The 15,705-nt window shown below is 70.3% G+C and carries 14 protein-coding genes and 1 pseudogene; 7 read left to right on the top strand and 8 right to left on the bottom strand.

The window, feature by feature from the left end; genetic code table 11:
• Nucleotides 1-251: 251 nt before the first annotated feature.
• Nucleotides 252-1,382 carry a TetR/AcrR family transcriptional regulator C-terminal domain-containing protein gene (locus HNR07_RS23955; protein WP_184366897.1) on the top strand — a complete coding sequence of 377 codons (1,131 nt, stop codon included), beginning with the start codon at nt 252-254 and terminating at the stop codon, nt 1,380-1,382.
• A 37-nt stretch (nt 1,383-1,419) separates the two neighbouring features.
• On the opposite strand, the gene HNR07_RS23950 is transcribed toward HNR07_RS23955, so the two are convergent.
• Nucleotides 1,420-2,553, bottom strand: a complete 1,134-nt coding sequence (locus tag HNR07_RS23950) for a CapA family protein (protein ID WP_184366896.1) — start codon at nt 2,551-2,553, stop codon at nt 1,420-1,422.
• Nucleotides 2,554-3,415: 862 nt separating this feature from the next.
• Here HNR07_RS23950 and HNR07_RS23945 point away from each other — a divergent pair.
• From HNR07_RS23945 to HNR07_RS23935, 3 genes are all read left to right on the top strand, one after another.
• On the top strand, nt 3,416-4,465 hold the full coding sequence (locus HNR07_RS23945) for a chaplin (protein WP_184366895.1): 1,050 nt from the start codon (nt 3,416-3,418) through the stop codon (nt 4,463-4,465).
• A 219-nt stretch (nt 4,466-4,684) separates the two neighbouring features.
• Complete coding sequence (locus tag HNR07_RS23940; protein ID WP_184366894.1) at nt 4,685-5,584, top strand: SURF1 family cytochrome oxidase biogenesis protein; 900 nt, start codon at nt 4,685-4,687, stop codon at nt 5,582-5,584.
• A gap of 137 nt (nt 5,585-5,721) precedes the next feature.
• Nucleotides 5,722-7,155, top strand: a complete 1,434-nt coding sequence (locus HNR07_RS23935; protein ID WP_184360963.1) for an NF041680 family putative transposase — start codon at nt 5,722-5,724, stop codon at nt 7,153-7,155.
• A gap of 99 nt (nt 7,156-7,254) precedes the next feature.
• On the opposite strand, the pseudogene HNR07_RS23930 reads toward HNR07_RS23935, so the two are convergent.
• From HNR07_RS23930 to HNR07_RS23910, 5 genes and pseudogenes are all read right to left on the bottom strand, one after another.
• Nucleotides 7,255-7,617, bottom strand: a pseudogene (locus HNR07_RS23930) (DEAD/DEAH box helicase); the annotation flags it as partial.
• A gap of 110 nt (nt 7,618-7,727) precedes the next feature.
• Complete coding sequence (locus HNR07_RS23925) at nt 7,728-10,085, bottom strand: FtsX-like permease family protein (RefSeq protein WP_184366893.1); 2,358 nt, start codon at nt 10,083-10,085, stop codon at nt 7,728-7,730.
• Nucleotides 10,082-10,807: an ABC transporter ATP-binding protein gene (locus HNR07_RS23920; protein ID WP_184366892.1), complete on the bottom strand. Its 726-nt coding sequence runs from the start codon at nt 10,805-10,807 to the stop codon at nt 10,082-10,084. The genes HNR07_RS23925 and HNR07_RS23920 overlap by 4 nt, the downstream gene beginning before the upstream one ends.
• Nucleotides 10,804-11,331, bottom strand: a complete 528-nt coding sequence (locus HNR07_RS23915; protein ID WP_184366891.1) for a PadR family transcriptional regulator — start codon at nt 11,329-11,331, stop codon at nt 10,804-10,806. The genes HNR07_RS23920 and HNR07_RS23915 overlap by 4 nt, the downstream gene beginning before the upstream one ends.
• Nucleotides 11,332-11,456: 125 nt before the next feature.
• On the bottom strand, nt 11,457-12,674 hold the full coding sequence (locus tag HNR07_RS23910; RefSeq protein ID WP_376769982.1) for a multidrug effflux MFS transporter: 1,218 nt from the start codon (nt 12,672-12,674) through the stop codon (nt 11,457-11,459).
• 499 nt (nt 12,675-13,173) lie between these two features.
• Here HNR07_RS23910 and HNR07_RS23905 point away from each other — a divergent pair, with 499 nt between their 5' ends.
• The 3 genes from HNR07_RS23905 to HNR07_RS35155 are packed head-to-tail and all read left to right on the top strand — an operon-like array spanning nt 13,174 to nt 13,960.
• Complete coding sequence (locus HNR07_RS23905) at nt 13,174-13,356, top strand: hypothetical protein (RefSeq protein WP_184366890.1); 183 nt, start codon at nt 13,174-13,176, stop codon at nt 13,354-13,356.
• Entirely contained in the window at nt 13,353-13,634 is a 282-nt protein-coding gene (locus HNR07_RS35160; protein ID WP_312894078.1) for a TetR/AcrR family transcriptional regulator, read from the top strand. Before HNR07_RS23905 ends, HNR07_RS35160 begins: the two co-directional genes overlap by 4 nt.
• Nucleotides 13,598-13,960 carry a WHG domain-containing protein gene (locus HNR07_RS35155; RefSeq protein WP_312894077.1) on the top strand — a complete coding sequence of 121 codons (363 nt, stop codon included), beginning with the start codon at nt 13,598-13,600 and terminating at the stop codon, nt 13,958-13,960. Before HNR07_RS35160 ends, HNR07_RS35155 begins: the two co-directional genes overlap by 37 nt.
• A gap of 51 nt (nt 13,961-14,011) precedes the next feature.
• On the opposite strand, the gene HNR07_RS23895 is transcribed toward HNR07_RS35155, so the two are convergent.
• Complete coding sequence (locus HNR07_RS23895; protein ID WP_184366889.1) at nt 14,012-14,500, bottom strand: hypothetical protein; 489 nt, start codon at nt 14,498-14,500, stop codon at nt 14,012-14,014.
• Between the two features lie 427 nt (nt 14,501-14,927).
• Nucleotides 14,928-15,674: a protein phosphatase 2C domain-containing protein gene (locus HNR07_RS23890; protein WP_184366888.1), complete on the bottom strand. Its 747-nt coding sequence runs from the start codon at nt 15,672-15,674 to the stop codon at nt 14,928-14,930.
• Nucleotides 15,675-15,705: the final 31 nt, after the last annotated feature.

The following is a 15,705-nucleotide window of genomic DNA, read 5'->3' as shown; positions in this document are numbered from 1 at the left end:
GGGTGGTGTACTTTCGGGCAAACCGGGTTCTGCGTACAAGATAAACACAGAGTCGGAGCCTTGAAAACCCTTATTTCATGGAGTTCTTTGCGATTGGGCACTAGTGCACTAGGGGGAGTGTGGCGGTGATTCGGTCGTTCCCGAGGGGGTGGCCGCCGGGGTGCTGGGGGTTCCGGCGCGCACGGGTGCACTAGTACGCTGAGTCCTCGGGTCGCAGGGATTCCGGGTGGGTTCGGAACGAAGGGGAACGGATGGCAGCGGACGCGAGAGGGGAGCTTCCCCCGTACGCGCGGGTCGTCGCGGACATCCGGGCGCGCATCGCCGGGGGAGAGCTGCAGCCGGGCGACCGGGTGCCCTCCACCCGGGAGATCACCCGGGAGTGGGGGGTGGCCATGGCCACCGCCACCAAGGCGCTCTCCGCACTACGCCAGGCGGGTCTGGTGGAGGCGGTACGCGGAGTGGGCACCGTGGTCCGGAGGGCCGCTGAGGCCGGCCCGGTGCCTCCTGGGCCGCTGGGCCGGGCCCCGAGCCGGTCGTCGGGTCAACCGCCTCGCCAGGAACGTCATGATGCGGAGAAACGGCGGGAGTACCCCGGGGCGGAGGAGAGACGGGCCAGCTTGCGCGCGGCGATCGACGGGCGGGACCGTCCCGCCCCCGACACCGCCCTGACCCGCGCAGCCGTCGTCCGCGCGGCCATCACCGTGGCTGACGAGGAGGGGCTCAGCGGTCTGTCCATGCGCAGGGTCTCCACCGAACTCCGGGTGAGCACCATGGCGCTGTACCGGCACATCGACAACAAGGACGAACTGCTGCGGGAGATGGTCGACGAGGTCTACACCGAGGTGGAGCTGCCCGATCCGGTCCCCTCGGACTGGGATTGGCGGCAGGCCGTCGAAGTGCTCCAACAGCGGGAGTGGGCCGTCTACCGGGCCCATCCGTGGCTCGCCACCCTGGTCACGGTCACCCGGCCGGTCATGTCGGAGAAGCTCCTGGCGTACGGCGAGTGGGTCTTGGGCCTGTTGGTCGACCGCGGCTGTTCACCCGATGACGGGCTGCGCGTCATCACGATCCTCACGGCCTACATGTCGGGCATGGCACTGCAGGTCTCGCAGGTCAAGGAGATGGAGCGCGAGACGGGGACGGACTCCGCGGAGTTCTGGGCGGGGAAGGGGGCCGAGCTCACGCTCGACGAGGCCCGCTATCCGAACATGTTCAGGGTCTCCGCCCCGCCCGAGTTCGACATCGACCGGACCTTCGCCCTCGGGATGGCGCATCTGATCGACGGCCTGGCTCCCATGATCGAGTCCGGGGGATCACCGGGGAACGGGCGGCCGCCGGGGAACAGGGTGCCGACGGAACAACAGGGGGATGAGGGCACATGAGCAGGGGCCGGACCCCTGTGAGTCCGGCCCCAGCGCGCTAGGCCGGGGAGTCGGCGAGCGGCAGGCCGCACTCCTGGCGCATGTCCACCCAGGTCTGGTGGGCCTGCTCGGCGGCCTCTCCCTCGTAGGGGACCGGTACACCGCCCTGGATCTGCGCCGGGGCCCAGTCGGCCTCCAGGACGTTGCCCTGGTCGAAGGTCAGGGTCAGTACACCGGTCTCGGCGGTCGGGCCGCTGAAGTTGTAGAACACGAAGTTGCTCAGGCCGTAGTGCACGTAGGCGTTGCCCTGGAAGCCGCCGGGGGAGAGCACGTGCGCGTGCCCGCCGACCACGGCGGTGGCGCCCGCCGCGATGAGGTCATCGGCCAGCTCCGGCGCGTGCGGGAGCGGGCAGTGCGCGCCCTCCAGCCCCCAGTGCAGGAACACCACGACGTTGTCGTGCTCGTCAGCGGCCTCGGAGACCGCCTGGACCATGCGGTCCTTCATCTCGAACTTGGTGGAGGCCAGGCCGGGCTTGCCCTCGCCCGCGGTCCACGCGGGGATGAGGTGGTCGTCGAGCACGTCGGTGGCGCCGAACATGGCCACGCTCTGGCCGTTGACCTCGGCCACGTGCGGCGCGTAGGCCTCGTCGATGTCCCGGCCCGCGCCCACCAGCGCGACGGGTGAGGCGTCCCCGTTGTCGAGGGTGTCCAGCAGACCGTCCTCGCCGAAGTCCATGCCGTGGTTGTTGGCGACGGTGGCCACGTCCACGCCGGCGGCGTCCAGCGCCTCCAGCGCGCTGGCGGGCGCACGGAAGACGAAGTCCTTGCCCGGGACGGGGGTGCCGCCCTCGGTGACGGCGGTCTCCAGGTTGACCATGGCGAGGTCGGCGGCGGAGAGCTGTTCGGAGATGGGGTCGAGGGCGGTGGCGGGGTCGTCCAGCCGGGGGCGGAGCATGCCCTCGAACATCACGTCACCGCCGAAGGCGATGGTGAGGGGCTCCGAGGAGGCCTCGGCCGAGGCCTGGACCTCGACGTTCCCCTCGCTCTCCTCGGTGTCCGGGGCGATGGCCCCTTCCCCGAGCGGGTCCGGGTCGTCGGCCGTGGAACAGGAGGCGGCGAGGGTGAGCGTGAGGGCCGCGGCACCGGCCGCGAGGATCCTGCGCGTACGTGGGCACGGGCGTTCGGGGTTCATGCATGCGCTCCAGTGGGGCGGGGGGAATCAGCAGGGCATGTCCGTCCTGTTGGACGCGGTCCCGCTGATCCCGGTTGGCCGTCGTGACTGGATGGATGCCTGGGGCAGGCTCCTGACCTGTCACCTTTCGTTCACCCTCCGCGCTTCGTGGCGCGCGGGAGGGGCGTGGGAGAAGTGTGGATCGGATGTGCGGTGTTGGCGGGGCCCTGACCTCGGGTTGACCCGACAGGCATCAGAGTATGCGCTCCTGACCAGCAGTTTTGTTGTTTTCACCGGTTGCGGCACGTCGTCGCGGGCTGGCTGGTAGGGGTGGCGGTCCGACAGTGGAACCATTCGGGCATAAAGTGCGTTCGGTTTAATTATGGGCGCAGGGTATTAGGCGTCGGGATGGTTGCGTCGAACTAATCTACGAAGTTCGTTAGTTGACTTTCCCGGTCGATCTGCGTGTGCCTTTTTTGCTCCCCATTGGCACTGGGGGTTGCTGACTTGGAACTCTTTGTGCTTGCAAGTAAGTCCATGATCAGCTATTACTTCGCTGGGTAATTATATATAAGCAGAACGTGTTCATGATCTGAGTAAACATTTCCGGAAAAGGCCTGCGTGGCTTCCAGGGCTGCTAACGTTTCGGTCCGTTGGCAGTTCGGTCCGGAAAGAACTCCGAAAGAACCGAGCCGTCACCCTTGTTTGTTTGTGCGGGCCACCCCGCCGTCCCGGCGTTCTTCGTGGAAGAGCTCGCGTGGACGGGTCCGCTCACCGTGTGTGCCGAGGCGACCGCACCGACGGCGCCGGCTTCGGTCACACGCAGTCGCGCCCCATGCGGCGCATCCCCTGGCAGTTCTTCGTGAAAGGTCCAAGCCGCACCATGCGAAACACGTTCCGTTACTCCTTCGCCACCGCACTGACCGCGGGGCTGGTGCTCGCGCCGTTCAGCGCCGCGTTCGCCAACCCCGAGACCGACGGCTCCGGAGGCGTGGGCAGCGGCAACCAGATTGTCGTCCCCGTCGACGTCGAAGCCAAGCTGTGCGGTAACGCACTGGCCGTCCTCGGTATCTCCAGCGCCAAGTGCACCCAGGTCAGCGAGGTACTCTACGAGAGCAGCGGCCAGGGCGGCGGCGCCACCACCGACGGTTCGGGCGGTGTGGCCAGCGGCAACCAGATCATCCTTCCCGTCGACGCCGCCATCGACGCCTGCGGCAACTCCGTCGCCGTGGCCGGGATCTCCCAGGCCGAGTGCGTGGAGGTGGTCGAGGCCCTGGAGGAGGAGTCCGAGGACGCCCCCAGCACCATGAGCGACGGCTCCGGTGGCGTGGCCAGCGGCAACCAGATCGTCGTCCCCGTCGACGCCGCCATCGACATCTGCGGTAACTCCGTCGCCGTCCTGGGCGCCTCCAGCGCCCAGTGCACCACGATCATCAACATCATCCAGGCCTCCCCGGACAACCAGGGCAACCAGGACAAAAAGGGCGAGACCAGCACCGACGGTTCGGGCGGTGTGGCCAGCGGAAACCAGGTCGTGGTCCCGGTGGACGCGGCCGTGCAGATCTGCGGCAACGCGGTGTCCGTGCTGGGCATCGCCGAGGCCGCCTGCGTCCAAAAGATCTCCGATGGCGGCGACCCCGAGGACCCCAAGGACCCGAAGGACCCCGAGGACCCCAAGGACCCTGAAGAGGAGCCGAAGGACCCGAAGGACCCCAAGGACCCGAAGGACCCCGAGGAGCCGAAGAAGCCCGAGGAGCCCAAGGAGAAAGAAGAGGACGACAAGCCCGCCCCCAAGGAGCAGGCCGGTGAGGAGCTCGCCGTCACCGGTGGCGCTCTGGGCGGTCTGATCGCCGCCGCCGTGGCCGCCGTCGGCGCCGGTGGCGCCGGGCTGTACTTCGCCCGCAAGCGCAAGGCCGCTGCCGCCGACGACTAGGACGCGGTGATGCACGGGCAGGGTACGAGAACGCCCGGGCAGGGCGAGTGAGAGGTTCGTGACACGGGGCCGCCGGGGAGACCGGCGGCCCCGCCCGCGTGTGCGGAGGGCGGGTACACGAAGAAGGCGCAGAGGCGAATGAGTAGGGGAAGGCACGGAGGAGTGCGCCGAAGCGGGGGCGGTGCGGGGCGGCCGGGAACGTCTCATAACCTCGAAGACGTGCTCAAAGTCCTGTTCTCCTCACGCATGATGGCCTTCCACGCGTTGGTCGTGATTCTTGTGCCCGCCTTCATCTGGTTGGGGTTCTGGCAGCTGGACCGGGCCGAACAGCGCAGTGCCTCGGTCAACCTCCAGCGCGACAACGTCGCCGCCGAACCCGTGGCCGTCGACCAACTCGCCTCCGTGGGCTCGGACGTCGCCCCGGCCGACCGCTGGCGCACGGTCGAGGCCACCGGCACCTGGGACCAGGACAACGAGGTTCTGCTGCGCAACCGGGACAGTTCCCAGGGACACGGGGTGGGTTTCCACGTCCTCACACCGCTGGTCACCGAGGACGGCACCGCGGTCCTGGTCAACCGCGGTTGGATCGAGCGTGGTGAGAACGCCCAGGACACCCCCGACGCGCCGCCGGTCCCCGAGGGCGAGGTCGAGGTAACCGGGCGCCTGCACTTCGGCGAGACCGAGGAGAACACCGGGCTGCGCAACCGCGACGGCATGCCCGAGGGCCAGATCATGTTCGTCGACGTGGACCTGCTGGCCGAGGAGCTGCCCTACCCGATCTACGGCGGGTACGTGGAGCTCACCGCCCAGGACCCCGTGCCCGAGCAGGCCCCCGAGCGGGTCGCCCTGCGCGAGGAGAACATCGGGATGAGCGCCTCGTACGCCTTCCAGTGGTGGGTGTTCACCGTCGTGGTGGTCGTCGGCTGGGTCGTCCTCGTCCGCCGTGAGCTGCGCGATGCCCGCGAGTCCGGCGGGGAGAGCACTGACGGCGGCGCCGACGGCGGCGCCGACGGTGGCGACGGCGGTGACGGCAGTGGCGGTGAGGCGGGGAACGGAGACGGCCCCGCCAACGGGGAGACTGGGAACGGATCCGCGGAGCGGGTCCAGCAGACCCACTAGCTTGGCGTTTAACCTCGAGCCCGTGACCGGATACCGTCCCGGTCACGGGCTTCGTTGTTTCCCGGACAGCACAACGGCCTTCGCGTGATCATGTGCTTCAACCACGAACACACCTGATCACAACGAAGGCCGTCACCATGAGTCTGCTGCACCAGCACACCCCTGTCGAGCCACTGTCGACATTGGCCCGATTCCGCTCCCAGTTCCACGCCTGCCTGACCACACGTGCTGACGCCCTCTTCGAGGTCTGCGAAGCCCTGGTCAGCACCCCGACCCCCGTGCGCCACCTGGCACAACTCTCCCTGGAGCCCGAACACCACCGCGGCCACGGCTCGGCCTACGCCGCCCTGGCCCACGGAAGCATCGACACCACCCAACTGCGATCGATCCTGGCCTCGCTGCCCCTGCCCCGCTTCCACGGGCGCATCGTGTTGGCCTGCGATGTCTCCCCCTGGCTGCGCCCGGACGCCTGGACCAGCCCTGACCGGGCCTGGTGCCACACCTACGGGCGCGGCACCGGCCAGGCCGAGATGGTCCCGGGCTGGCCCTACTCCATGATCGTCGCACTGGAAGAGGGCTCCACCTCCTGGACCGCGCCCCTGGACCTGCGCCGCCTGCACAGTGACGAGGACCCCACCACCGTCACCGCCCACCAAGTCCGCCAGCTGATCGCCCGATTGATCAGGGCTGAACACCACCAGCAGGGCGATCCCGACATTGTGGTGGTGGTTGACGCGGGCTATGACAGTCCTCGTCTGGCCTATCTGCTCGCTGATCTGCCCGTTCAGGTGGTGGGCCGGTTGCCCTCCAACCGGGTGCTCTACGGCCCAGCCGAGCACCGACCGATCTCAGCCAACGGGCGCCCGCCCAAACACGGGGCTGCCCTACGGATGGCCGCCCCCGATACCTGGCCCGAGCCGGAGACGGTGACCACCGCTGCCACCCGCCGCTACGGCAGTGCCACCGCGCGCTCCTGGGATCGGATGCATCCCCGGCTGACCCACCGCTCAGCCTGGGCCGAGCACCCCGGTGAGCTACCGGTGATCGAGGGCACCCTGGTGTTGTTGCAGGTGCAGGCTTTGCCCTCGCGGCGCGATCCCAAACCGTTGTGGTTGTGGTCCTCAGCCACCGGCATGCGCTCAGAGCAGGTCAGTCAGATGTGGTGGGCTTATTTGCGCCGGTTCGACATCGAGCACACCTTCCGCTTCCTCAAACAGTCGTTGGGGTGGAACGCACCCCGGCTACGGGACCCGCGATCGGCGGACCGGTGGTCCTGGCTGGTCGTGGTGGCCTATACCCAGCTACGTCTGGCCCGGTTGTTGGCGCGTCAGGTCAGATTGCCCTGGCATCGGCTGGTGGAAGCGGACCGGATGAGTCCGGCGCGGGTGCGTCGGGGGTTTCGGTACATTCGCGCTGACCTGCCGGTGTGTGTGGGTGCACCGAAATCCTGCGGGCCTGGTCCGGGGCGTCCGGTGGGGAGCCAGAACAAGCGTCCAGCTCCCCGATACGGGGTTCCCAAGAAGAACAAAACGGGCACTACGGGGCACCCCGGAGCCAAGCAAGCAGGTTAAACGCCAAGCTAGGGCCTGTCCGTTGGCGTGCAGCCGGTCGCGGACGGGGGTGGCCGAACGCCCCTCCTCGTCGGTCTCGGCGTCCGGGTCGAAGACGGCCAGCGACTGGTAGGTGAGCACGTTGACGGCGTGCCCGAGCGCCCGGTCGTTCCCGGCGGCGCAGTTCTCGGGGCGGTCGAAGCCTTCCCAGTGCCGGATCCACTGTCCCTGGATGGCGGTGTTGGGCGCCAGCACCACGGTCCGGCGGCCCAGTAGGCGGGCGGCCTCCAGCCCGACGAGGGTCTTGCCGGAACCGGGCGGGAGCACGATCCACGTCCGCCGGGCCCCTTCCGACCAGCGCCGGTCCACCTTCGCCAGCGCCTCGCGCTGGTAGGGGCGCAGCTCCCCGGGCCAGACCGCCCCGGCCAAGGGCGAGTCGGCGCCGGGCGACCCTGCCTCGGGTGGTTCCTCGGGTTCGGGCATCCCGCCGGATTCGGACACTGCCCCAGCTTAGGGCTGGCCTGAGCCCTCCCACCAGAAGGGCCCGTGCTCCGGCGGCGGGTCCGCCCGGGGCAGCGGACCCGCCAGGCCACTCACTCCCAGCGCAGACCCTCCGGGCGCATGGTCCGCAGGAGCGCGGGCAGGGCCAGCAGGGTGGTCAGCAGCGCCACCCCCGCACCAGCGCCGACGATGATCAGGATGTCCGTTGACACGAAGGCCACCGGGAACCCGACCAGGAGCAGGGTCAGGGCGCCCAGGGCCATCCCGGTCACCGTGGCCAGGGCGAGGCCCAGGAGCACGGGCAGCGTGGTCTGCCACAGAACCGAGGCCACCAGGGTGCGTCTGCGGGTGCCGAAGGCGGACAGCACAGCGTGCACCCTCTTGCGCTCGCGGATCTGCTCGACCGTGCCCACCACCAGTCCGGCGGCGATCACCGCCAGGCAGGCGAGCGCCCCGGCGATGAGCGCGGCACGCATCCTGACCATGGCGGGCAGGGTCGCGCTGGTGATCGGGAACCGCACCTGGGCCGTCGGGTCCAGGGACGCCACGGTGGCCCTGAGCTCTTCCTCCATCGCGGGGACGGACGGGTCGACCCGGATCCAGAGCGAGCCCGCAACCGCGACCTCCTCGGGCAGGGCGGCCGTCTCCGGGGTGACGAGGACGGTGTTCCGTGCCGAGTGCCCCCACCCGTGCCACGGGTGTTCGACCAGGGGCCCCTCGAAGCCGGTGTACCCGGGCACGGTCCACGGGGCCGCGGGCGCCTCTTCGCCGCCCCCGACCATGAGCGTCTCACCGGCTTCCAGCCCCGGTACCCCGCTGAAGGCGTCCCCGGGGGAGCACACGGGCAGGTCGGCCATCTGCTGGAGCGAGGGGCAGTCGGCGACGAGGACTCGCACGTCGGAGCCGTCGTCGGTGACGCCTTCGACCCTGCCGTAACCCAGGGCCTCCTGCACACCGGGCGTCTCCGCCACGGCGGCGAGGTCGCCCTCGGGCGGCACCGAGCGCAGGTCGACCTGGAGCTGGAACCCGGACGCGCCGAACTCGTCGTTCGCGTACACCTCCTCGACGAACTCCGCGAACTCCACGGTGGAATCGTTCCAGGCGTTCGCGAACAGGGTCTGCAGGGCGATGGCCCCCGCGACGGTCACGACGATCCCGCTGACCGCGCGGGTGGGTCCGCCGCCCGCCGCGCCCAGACGGCGCAGGGCCAGCTGGAGGGAGAGGGGGCCGCCCGAGGCGCGGCCGAGGAGCCGGTCGACCAACCAGGGCAGAACGGCCGTCGTGCCGAACAGGGCGGCCAAGAACCCGATCGAGACCATCGGGGCCCACAGCCCCCCGGCCGGGACCAACCGCATGCTCACAACGATGAGGGAGATCCCCAGCACGAACAGGAGCAGCCGCCACCACAGCCGGGGACGTGGCCGTTCGGCTCGGCGTACGGCGCCCAGCGGATCGATCACCACACCGCGCAGGGAACCGAGCACCACCCACAGGGCCAGCAGCGGCACCGCGAGGAACACCAGGGGGCCGAGTACCGGGTGCGGTGTCGCGTCGGTGGCGTACAGCCCGGACGCGATCGGCACCGCCTCCACGACCGGGCGCCCGGCGAGAAGGAAACCCGCTCCGAGCGCCAGGCCGAGCGCGACCCCGGGGAGGGTCTCTCCGGCCGCGATACGCCGGGTGGCCCCGCGGTCGGCGCCCATGAGCCGCAGCGCCGACAGGCGCCGGTCGCGCTGTTCGCCGCCGAAGCGCACCGCGGAACCGAGGAACACGACCACCGGGGTGAGCATGACGACCACGCCCACCACGCCGAGCAGCAGGATGACGGGTTCGTCCCCGCCGGGTCCGGGCTCGCCGCCGTAGCCGGTGATCCGATTCCCGGCGTTGTCCAGGGTCAGTTCCCCGTCACCGAGGTAGTAGACCAGCTCGTGCGGCCCCATGAGGCCCTCGGGGCCGACTTCGCCGATGACAGTGTGGTCGAACCTGCGCTGGAGTACCTCGTGCTCCGGGTCGTCGAGGAGGTCCGCCAGGGCGGGGGAGAGCACGATCTCCCCCGGGCCGGGGATCTCGGCCACGCCGGGAGGGAGCGGGGGGTCGGAGCCCTCGGCGCGGACGATCCGTCCGTGGATCGGGGTTCTCTCGTAGTCGGTGTCGGCGATCCTGAACAGGAGGGTGTCGTCGCCCGCGGGTGGTGGCGGGTACTCCGCCACCTGGTAGTCCATCCGGGCCGCGTGCCGCTCGCCCAGGTGCTCCAGGACGGTCGGCAGGGTGGTGGCCAGAAGCAGGGCGGCGGTGGCCACACCCACCCCGATCGCCGTCAGCACGGTTCGTAGCACCACCTCCCGGCCACCGCGCAGAGCGAGCTGCGCTCCGAGCCAGAGGTCGTTCAGGAAAGACGAGAGGGGTCGGCGCCGCCGGATCTGTCCGGGGGCGCGTTCGCGCAGACTCATCCGAGCCCTCCGACGTCACGGGTGCGGCCGTCCCGGACCACGACCTCGCGGTCGGCGTAGGCGGCCACCCGTGGCTCGTGCGTCACCAGGACCACGGCGGCCCCGCTCTCCCGGGCGGCGTCGGTGAGCAGCCGGATCACCCGTTCCCCGTTCAGGGAGTCGAGGGCACCGGTGGGTTCGTCGGCGAACACCACACGGGGGCGGGTGATGAGGGCGCGGGCCACCGCGACGCGTTGGCCCTGGCCGCCGGAGCACTCACCCGGAGTCTTCCCCGCGACCTCGGCCACGTCCAGCCGTTCCAGCCAGCCGAGGGCGGTGCGTTCGGCCCGGCGCCGGGGCTCTCCGCCCAGCCGCAGCGGCAGTGCGACGTTCTCCACGCAGGAGAGTTCGGGCACGAGCTGGCCGAACTGGAAGAGGAAGCCGAAGTCGGTGCGGCGCAGATCGCTGAGCCGGGAGTCGGAGACCTCGGTGAGGTCGGTGCCGTCGTAGTCGACACGGCCCCCGTCGGGCCGCACGATCCCGGCCACGCAGTGCAGCAGGGTGGACTTCCCCGAGCCGGAGGGGCCCATGACCGCCACGACCTCCCCCGGGTACAGGGTGAGGGAGGCGTCGACCAGGGCGGTGGTGGGACCGAAGGAGCGGCTCAGCCCGGAGGCGGTGAGCAGGGGTTCGGCCGGGGTGCCCGGGGTGTCACGGCCGCGCGGGGAGAGGCTGGTGGTCATCGGCCGCGAACCTCCCCGGCGAGGTCGTTCAGCCGGGCGGCGGTCAGTTCCAGCCACCGCAGGTCCGCCTCCAGGTGGAACAGGGCGTGGTCGCAGATGAGCTGGTCGGAGAGGTCGCCGTCGGTCTTGCGGCGGGTGAGCGCGCGCATCTGGCGCAGGTGCTCGGCACGCTGGACGTCGAGGATGTCATCAGCAGAGCGGCCGGTGAGCAGGGCGAGCACCACCTTGGTGTACAGGGTGCTCTGCAGGTAGGGCTCGGGGTTCTCCGGGCTGGCGAGCCACCGCTCGACGTCGGTGATCCCGGCGTCGGTCACGGCGTAGCGCTTGCGCTCGGGGCCCGCGCCGGGCTCGACCGAGTCCACTTCCACCAGCCCGTTCTTCAGGAGCCGGGACAGGGTGGCGTACACCTGTCCGTAGGCGAGCGGCCGCTTGGTGGCGAAGCGCTCGTCGTAGGCCCGTTTGAGGTCGTATCCGTGCTGGGGGCGGGTTTCCAGAAGCCCCAACAGTGTTTGGCCGAGTGACATGGGCCCGACTATACACATGATGTATACCCCGTGTGTATAGCCTGTGGGTGAACGGCGGAAGGGACCCCGATCCGCGCTGTTCGGGGTCCCTTGCGGGTGCTTCTGCGCGTGTTGGCTCCAGCGGGTCAGGCGGCCGGGTTGACGGCGCGACCGCGCACGGCCGCGAACAGGAACACCAGGGCGGCGCCCACCGCCGTCGCCAGCATCACCGCGGTCATGCTCGCCAGGGTGGTGGAGCCGCTCAGACCCGCGGTGGCGGCCAGCGCCGAACCGACCCCGAACTGCAGGGTGCCCAGCAGCGCCGAGCTGGTCCCGGCGATCTCCGGGGGCTGTCCGGACAGAGCCATCGCGGTGGCGTTGGGCGAGATGAGACCGGTGAAGACCATCATCACGAACAGCGCCGCGGTGACCGTCACCAGATCGGCTCGGCCGACCGCTGCCAGCAGGCCCATCCCGCCGACGGAGGCGACCGCGCCCGCGAGCCCCAGGCCGAGGCGTCGGCGCAGCTCCATCCGGGGAATCAGCACCACGTTGACCTGGTTGCCGAGGATCATCCCGAGCGTGGTCACGCCGAAGATCAGACTGAACTGCTGGGCGGTCGCCCCGAACTCGGCCTGGGACACGAACGAGAACGCCGAGATGTACGTGAAGCTCATCCCGAAGCTCAGCGCCAGGACCATCGTCGGCGCGATGAACCCGGGGTCGCGCAGCAGTCGGCCGAACGTACGGGCCAGGACCCGGGGGTCCTGTCGCCGCCGCTGCTCCCTCGGCAGGCTTTCGGGCAGGGCGAACAGCACCAGGGCGAAGGTGGCCGCCCCGGTCAGGCCCAGCACCCCGAAGATCAGCTGCCAGGGGCCGAACAGCAGCAGCTGTCCGCCCAGCACCGGGCCGAGCATCGGCGCGAGCCCGGTGAGCAGCATGAGTCGGGAGAAGAAGGTGGCTGCGGTGTCGCCGTGGAACACGTCCCGCACCACGGCTCGGGAGACCACCAGGCCGGCCGCGGCGGAGAGCCCCTGGAGGAACCTCAGCGCCATGAACGACTCGGCCGAGGACACGAACACGATCGCGAACGTCACCGCCGTGAACACGCCGGTTCCCACGAGCAGGGGCAGTCGGCGGCCCCAGCGGTCGCTGAGCGGGCCGGTGACCAGCTGGCCGAGGGCCAGGCCCGCCATCACGGCGGTCAGGGTCAGCTTGACCCGGGCCTCGCTGGCCCCGAGGTCGGCGGTGATCTCGGGGAGCGCGGGCAGGTAGAGGTCGGTGGCGAGCGGGCCGATGGCCGACAGGACGCCGAGGACGAGGACGAGCATGGCGACGGAGCGGCGCGAGGGCGAGGTGCCCACACGTGCGCCGCTGTTCCGGCCGCGGTTGTCGCGGACGTGCTCGTCGTGCTGGATGTTGCGGTCGTTCGGGCTGTTTCGGCGCGCGTTCGAGCGCACAGCGGTAAGGCTCACGAGCTCTCCAGAGCATGGCTGTGGAAGGTCAGGGTCAACCTGGGGGTTGGTGTTCGGCGCCGTGAGCCACCTTCGGGTGGGGCACCTGATGTGCGGTCCCATGCGGGGACACTCCGCGTGCAACGGGTGGCCAGGGGAAGGCAATCCCCGCTTGACCCGGGTTTGCCGGTGATCCGAACCACAGGCGGGAATCCCCTGCCCATGAGGGATTCCGTGTGGCGTGAGGGCGCTCACCTGAGGCTTGTCAGGCGGGCTTCGAGCATCCCGCGGTGGTTGACGGCGTCAACCTGAGGTCTGGAGTTGTCAGTGTCCACACGCCGCCCGGTTGTCCTTGGGGCGGCACACCCCTCGCGACCATGGGTTGACATGGTCAACCAAGGGGGCGCGTATGTTCCCCCTGCTGGGCCGGTTCGCCCACCGCCGGCGCTGGGCGATCATCCTGGTGATCGCCTTCGGACCGACCACCGACTGCGAACTCTTCATCGTCAGCCGTGCCCGCGAGGAGTGCCGGCGCACCGGGGACACCGCCCGCTCCGTGGCCGTGCGCCGCGGCAGACCGGCGGGGTGGTGAGCGGCGCGGCCCTGCTCATGGTGGTGGTGCTGGTGACCACGGGGATGTCGACCACGACCCGGGACAAGCTCCTCGACGCCGCCGCCCGACTCCTGGACTCGGGCGGACCCGAGGCGGTGACGCCGCGCGAGGCGGGGCGGTCGGCGGGGGTCTCGCACAACACCCCGTACAAGCACTTCGCCGACAAGGAGGACCTGCTCGCGGAGATCGCGGCGGGTGGGCTCGACGCCCTGGGGCGGCGCTGCGGACGCTGCCCCCGGCCGAACCGGAGACCCTGAGCGGGGCGCTGCTGCGTTACACGACCTGGGCGCTGGACCACCCGGCCCGGTTCGAGCTGGTCCTCGGCGCCTGGAACAGCGAGTCCGCGTCCCTGGGGCGGGCGGCTGCCGGGGCGAGGGCCGTACTGGTCACGGTGGTCGCCCCGGCCCAGCGGCAGAGGCGCCTGCCCTCGGGGGACACCGAGCGAGCGGCGGCGCTGGTGCACGCCCTGGCCCACGGCGCGGTGGACCTGGCCCTGGCCGGACACCTGACCCCGGACATGGGGCGTGCCGATCCGGCGGGCCTGGTGGAGGACCTGCTCACCTGCTTGAGAGCCGTCGCCTGAGCGCGGTGGTCAGCGGCCGGGGGCCAGCAGTCAGCGGATGACGGACAGGAGTCAGCTGCCGTGCGGCCGGTTGCCGTTGTCGGGCCGCTGGGCCTCCTGCCGGGAGGCGCGCAGGCGGGCGTCCTCCTCGGCGCGGGCGGCGCGGCGCAGGCGGTGCCAGGAGGTGGCCCAACGGAGGCGTTCGCCCTCGTCGGTGCCGACGCAGGCGGTCACGAAGGCCATCAGGAACACGTAACCGGGGAGTTCGGTCCCCTCAAGGGCGCGCTGGAACTTGGCGGAGCTGACCACGCCGCCGCACTTGTACTCCAGTTCCAGGTACGACCAGTCGCCGGCCCAGGCGAGGTAGCGGCGCATAGTGAGGAGGAACTCCGCGGGGGTGTTCGCGTCCATGGGGTTGGGGCGCTGCTCCGGTCCGGGGCGCACACTCTCGGTGGGATCGATGGGGAGGGTCATGGGCTCGGAGGGGACGCGGTCCAGCCAACCGGCCCGGTGGAGTGAGCGGTTGGGGCCGGTCGGTTCGAGGACGCCCGGGACACGCACACTGCCTCCTTTTCGGCGGTCGGCGAGACGGCCGGGATCACGGAAAGAATCTCCAGCACCCGTATGGCACGGATGCGGACAAGGGGGTTCTGAGAAGACCGGCCGTCGGATGGGGCGTTGTGGCGGGAACTCCGACTGATCGGTTACAGGGAAATCTACCGGAAGAAGACGACACGCGAAAGCGCGTGGTGTCCGGGTTTGTGGGAGGCGTGCGTCTCTTTCCGACAAGGTAGCTTCGCCACGGGGTGTCCTGTTGGGGACTTTTCTAGGAAAACGGATCAAAGGTGATCTCTGGCCCCGTGGGAAACGTCTGTAATGTCAAGAACATTCTTTTCCCTGTTCACTTGCTTGCCACCGGAAAACGATCTTTCTTTTTCGGTAAATGGCGAGCCCAAAATGAGAGATTAAGAGTGTCCGTAACTAGGGGTCAGGGTTCCCACCACAGGGCGGTGGAGTCGTCCCGGACCTTTGCGCGCGGATACCTCCGACACGACGGGTCCGCCGCCTCCAGCACTCGGACCCGTTCCACCAGGGCGCCCGGTCCCTGCCGCCGGGCCAGGTCGAAGGAGTCCTCCCACGACAGCTCCCCGAAGACCTCCACCGCGCGGCTCGCGCCGTCGGTCATCGCCAGGAACGCGCCCCTGGGAACCGTTCCGACCAGGGCCTCCTCGGCGGCACCGGGGTTGGCGCCCGCCGTCCAGAACCCGCCCGGGACGTTGCGCCAGGAGCGGGCCGGGGTCCCCGGGGCCAACCGGGGCCGCAGGTCGTCCAGCCGCGTGTCCGCGAGCAGCCGGACCTTCCCGCCCTCCTCGGTGAGCAGCACCGAGTCCGACAGCACCAGGTACTCCAGGTGGTCCGCGCCGACCCGGACCGCCACCACCGTCGCCGAAGGAGACTGCTGGTTCCCGAGGTCGCAGGTCCCCTCGTGCGCGGCCGCGACCGAGGTGATCGCGTCCGCCAGCGCCTCGCGCAGGTTCATCCCCGCGTCCGCACCGGCCAGCAACAGCGCCCCCAGCCGACGCGTGTGCCAGGAGACCCCGTGCGAGCAGCCGTTGTCGAGGTCGGCGGGGGCGCTCACCCCGTCGAGCAGGACCGCGCAGGTGGCGGTCGCGGCGGCGAAGTCCTCGTTCGGGTGATCGGGGCGGCCGGGGGAGGTGGCGATGAGGAAGGGCACGAGCCCCCTCCTACCCGCCAGGCACGCGCGA

Origin of the sequence: Nocardiopsis metallicus, from assembly GCF_014201115.1 — a bacterium.
GTDB lineage: Bacteria > Actinomycetota > Actinomycetes > Streptosporangiales > Streptosporangiaceae > Nocardiopsis > Nocardiopsis metallicus.
The sequence above is the reverse complement of the archived record's forward strand: the minus strand, read 5'-3'. Positions and strand labels throughout refer to the sequence as shown.